The organism is Halomonas sp. (genome assembly GCF_041689495.1).
Taxonomy (GTDB): domain Bacteria; phylum Pseudomonadota; class Gammaproteobacteria; order Pseudomonadales; family Halomonadaceae; genus Halomonas.
In genome coordinates, this window is the sequence record NZ_JBDNGD010000448.1 from 1 (window position 1) to 4509 (window position 4509).

At 64.7% G+C, this 4509-nt stretch carries 5 protein-coding genes; 4 read left to right on the top strand and 1 reads right to left on the bottom strand.

All coding sequences use genetic code 11. The features are described from left to right. The coding region (locus ACESMD_RS13785; protein WP_372614108.1) for a peptidoglycan-binding protein at window positions 1-982 on the bottom strand (982 nt) is incomplete at its 3' end. A gap of 66 nt (window positions 983-1048) precedes the next feature. Between ACESMD_RS13785 and ACESMD_RS13790 the strand changes: the two genes are divergently transcribed. From ACESMD_RS13790 to ACESMD_RS13805, 4 genes are all read left to right on the top strand, one after another. Continuing rightward, window positions 1049-1789: a murein L,D-transpeptidase catalytic domain family protein gene (locus ACESMD_RS13790; protein WP_372614110.1), complete on the top strand. Its 741-nt coding sequence runs from the start codon at window positions 1049-1051 to the stop codon at window positions 1787-1789. A gap of 234 nt (window positions 1790-2023) precedes the next feature. Continuing rightward, the gene (locus tag ACESMD_RS13795; protein WP_372614112.1) at window positions 2024-2344 is read left to right on the top strand and encodes a hypothetical protein; all 321 of its coding nucleotides are present in this window, start codon (window positions 2024-2026) and stop codon (window positions 2342-2344) included. A gap of 142 nt (window positions 2345-2486) precedes the next feature. Next, window positions 2487-3128: a histone deacetylase gene (locus ACESMD_RS13800; protein WP_372614114.1), complete on the top strand. Its 642-nt coding sequence runs from the start codon at window positions 2487-2489 to the stop codon at window positions 3126-3128. 278 nt (window positions 3129-3406) lie between these two features. Beyond that, window positions 3407-4509: PhoH family protein (locus ACESMD_RS13805; protein WP_372614116.1), on the top strand; the 1103-nt coding region annotated here is incomplete at its 3' end.

The window sequence follows — 4509 nt, forward strand, 5'->3', positions numbered from 1 at the left end:
CGATATCCACCAGCACGAAGGTCTCGGGAAGGCCATGGAGCAACCAGCGCGCGCGCTCCAGATTGACGCGGATCTGGTCGATGCGCCTCTCCACGGGCACATTGAGGGCCTCACGGGTCTGGGCACCGACGATGCCGTCGACCTCCAGCAGGTGGCGGCGCTGGAAACGCTCCACCGCCGCCGCCAGGATCGCATCGAAGGTGTCGGCTTCCGGTGCCTTTAGCTCTGCCTCGGGGAATGCCCCGGGGTCCGCCGCCATCACCTCGAGTTCCCCGATGACCGCCAGTCGCTCCCGCAACAGGGCCACATCGTCGTGCACATCCCCCGGCCGCAGCGAGTCTTCGCGGGCAGGAAGGCTCGGCCATCCACCCTGCCGCTGGATATGGCGGTACCGAGCCAGTGCCCCGCGCAGCCGTTCATAGATCGCATAGGCAGGCCGTACCTCGGCAAAGGCCTGCTCGAAACGCTGGGCATCCACGGCACGGGAAATCGACACCGGGTCCAGGGCCGGGGCCTCGATGGGCACCTCCCACTCGGTATCGATGCGGTAGGGATCGACCTTGCCGCGCTGGAGGTGTCGCATGGCCGTGAGCAGGACACGGCTGGTCTGCAGATCGAAACGCGCCAGGCGGTCGGGATCCTGATACGCTCCATAGGCCTCACGATACCCGCTGACCAGAGCATCGGGCCGATAGTCCGCGGGAGTCAGGCCATCGCCTTCCAGTGTATGCAAGGCCGCGGCCAAGGAGGCTACGGTGCGATTGTCGGCCCAGGCGGGTTTCCAGTCACGTGCCGCATAGAAAGCATGCAGGGTCTCGTCCTCGGCAACCAACTGCTCCCGTATCGCCTGGTGAAAGGGCGACAGCACCTCCACTTCCGGCACGGCAGCAGGCTCGGAGTGCTCCTCGTCGACCTGGCCCCAGGCCTGTCCCGCCATGAACATCCATGCCAGCAGCAGGGCCATGGTGGCCTGGACGACCATAATGGTCTTCCAGCAAGGGCAAAGGGAAGCTGGCTTTTTCTGTCCCTTCCATCCACGAGGCACCCGATGAGCAAACCGCTTCCCGTTTCTCTCTCCGTACTGCTGGTGTCAGCCCCCTTGCTGCTGTCGGCCCTGCCTGTCTGGTCCGGTGAATTCGTCGCCCAGGCGCTGCATCCCGACAGCGCTGACAACCAGCCACTCGATACCACCCTTGCCCGCCTGGCACCGGGTGCCGACAGCCGAGTGCTGGGGCTCGCCGCCCGCGCCGTGAGCTGCGCCGATCCACAGGCAGAGCGTCTGGCTGTCATCGATTTCTCGCTGCCCTCCACCGAACCTCGCTTGTGGGTGTTCGACCTCGAGCGGGGTGAATTGATGTTCGAGGAGCTGGTCTCCCATGGACAGGGAACCGGTGACGCCATGGCCGAGCACTTCTCGAATACACCGGAGAGCCACCAGTCGAGCCTGGGGCTGTTTCGCACCCTCAACAGCTACTACGGTCGCAACGGCTATTCCCTGCGCCTGGAAGGGCTGGAGGCAGGCATCAATGACCTGGCCTACCAGCGCGCCATCGTCATCCATGGCGCCGACTACGTCAGTGAGTCCTTCATCGAGCAGACCGGAAGACTGGGTCGCAGCTATGGCTGCCCCGCCGTCCGCCAGGAGGTGACCTATCCATTGATCGACAGCCTCAAGGAAGACCACTACCTCTTTGCCTACTACCCGGATGCCGACTGGCTGGAGTCGTCCGCCTTCCTCGCCTGCGACCGAGAATCACGCAAGCTGGCCATGAATCAGGCGCACCAGTAGTGGGCATCTCATGCCGTCCATCACGATACTGCCACTCAGGGGTGGCACTATGGCGTCGCCAGGGAGACCCACTCAGGGCATGTCGGCAGGACACCTGTTGTCGGCGTCTCCGGGCAGGGGGCGACAGGCGAAGTTCCCGAGGCTATGCTGTGGAGGCGAACCTGGCAGCGACTGGTTGAACACTGTCGCAGACCCGCCAGAGACGCCCCAGATCGGCCTTACAGGGAGCAAGCCGTGTCCGACAAGTTCAAGGTGATCGCCTTCTACGATGAACGCATGCTGGCCCATCAACCGGATATCGAGGTTCCCTTCCTGCCGGGCCGCATGGATAGACGCATTCGCCAACTACTGATGGGACTCGGCGTCCCCTGGAAATACCCGGAGCATCCGGGCCGCCTTACCGCCATCCACCAGCTTCTGGAACGTGAGCCCGTGCCGGGGGTGCATTTCGAGACCGGCACTGCCGCCACACGCGAACAGCTGGCACGGGTGCATACCATGGCCACCTGGATCATCTCTATGAGTTGCGCGACAAGAACGCCTGGCTGGACGTGAATACCACTGCTGTCTCTCCAGGCAGCATCGAAGCCGCCGAGGTCGCCGCCGGCACCGCCATCGCCGCCGTAGAAGCCGTAGTGAGGGGCGCACGAAGAATGCCTTTGCCCTGGTACGCCCACCCGGTCACCATGCCGAGCCTGTGCGTGCCCGCGGTTTCTGCCTGTTCAACAATGTGGCGGTGGCGGCCGCCCACGCCAAGGCGACACTGGGTTGCGAGCGGATCTTGATCGTCGACTGGGATGCCCATCATGCCAACGGCACCCAGGATATTTTCTGGGCCGACCCTGGCGTGATGCTCTTCGATATCCACCGCGCCTCACCCTTCTACCCCGGCACCGGAAAGCTCGAAGACGTCGGCGTGGGCCTCGGTGAGGGCACCACCATCAATGTGCCCATGCCAGCCGGTTCAGGCGACCAGGCCTACCTCAAGGCCCTGCACGAGATCCTCACACCCGCAGCGGAATGGTTCCAGCCGGACCTGATCCTGGTCTCGGCCGGTTTCGATCCGCATTGGCATGACCTGGCCCTGAATGTGTCCTATGAGGGATTCGCCGCCATGACCGGTGTCCTCCAGCAACTGGCCCGCAACCACTGCGATGGTCGCCTCGCCTTCGTCCTGGAAGGGGGCTACAACCTCATATCGCTTTCGCTCGGGGTCCGCGCCGTCCTGGAGGTGCTCGCCGGAGGCGAGGTGCCCGAACCGGGAATCTGCGGCGTGGCCGAAGTAGAGGCCGCCGCCGCCTTCCACCGTCCCGCATTTCAGGAGGAGTACGAGGGGTGATCGGGTGATGATCCGTCTCGAGCCCGAGCCCGAGCGCTGAGTCAGCGTTGATCACCGGCTGAACCTTCGCTTTGCCGCATCATGCCCTTCCGTCCATTCTGACATCAGGGCGGCACCCCGCCGCCCACCCCCAAACAAGTCGACAGGAGGTGAACCACCGCGGAGTATGACGGCACACCTGGCGGCCCTGTCACCCTGCTGACATCGCGCCATGGGAGTGTCGAAGACGACAGAGACGCCCACGACGTCTCCACGAGCACATCAGGAGAGCTGCGCCGATGGTACGCATCGACAAGAAGGCCACCCGACTCTACGTGCTGGACACCAATGTCCTGATCCACGACCCCGCCGCCCTCTACCACTTCGACGAGCACGAGGTGGTCATTCCCATGACCGTCCTCGAGGAACTCGACAAGCACAAGAACGGCGTCCGCGAAATCGCCCGCACCGCCCGCCAGGTCAGCCGGGCCCTGTCCGATCTCACCACCAACGTCTCCCTGGAACAGATCCGCGACGGCATTCCCATCACGCGCGTCACCGGACCCCAGGGCCGACTGCGCCTGCTCTGCTTCGAAGACCTCGAGCCCCTGGATCCCCAGAACGAGAGTCCCGACAACCGGATCCTCGCCGAGACCTGTCGACTACGCCGGGAACGCCCGGATGCCTCGGTCATCCTGGTCACCAAGGACATCAACCTGCGGGTCAAGGCCGCGGCGCTCGGCGTGCCGGTGGAGGACTACCTCAACGACCGTGTCTTCGACGACAGCGACACCATGATCGACGGCGCCCGCATCTACCCCGACGCCGGCCACGACGGCAGCGGCCTCTGGGACGGCCTCCAGGTGGAGGTCAGGGTCGAACGGCGGGATCAGCGCATCCTCTACCAGCTCGCCGGCGACATTCCCCCCGAGTGGCACCTGGGCATGCTGGTCTCCGACAGCGACAACGGCGCCAGCTTCGAGGCCATCGTGCGAGAGGTGGGTCCCCTGCACGCCAGCCTGGAACTGCTGACCAACTATCGCCACGGTGCCAATGTCTGGGGCGTACACGCCCACGACAGCCGTCAGAACTTCACCCTCAATCTGCTCATGGACGACGACATCGACCTGGTCTCCATCGCCGGCAGCGCCGGTACCGGCAAGACCTTCATGACCCTGGCCGCCGCCTTCCAGCAGACCCTGGACACCAAGCGCTTCGAGCGCATCGTCTTCACCCGGGCCCCGATCTCCATGAGCGAGGACATCGGTTTCCTGCCCGGCACCGAGGAGGAGAAGATGTCCCCCTGGATGGGCGCCTTCCACGACAACATGGACAACCTGCTGCGTGACGAGGACGGGAGTTCCAGCTGGGACGATGGTGCCACGCGACAGCTGCTCGGCTC

Coding starts and splice junctions, on each gene's coding strand:
- ACESMD_RS13790 (WP_372614110.1), top strand. CDS start 1,049: ATGAGCAAACCGCTTCCCGTTTCTCTCTCCGTACTGCTGGTGTCAGCC.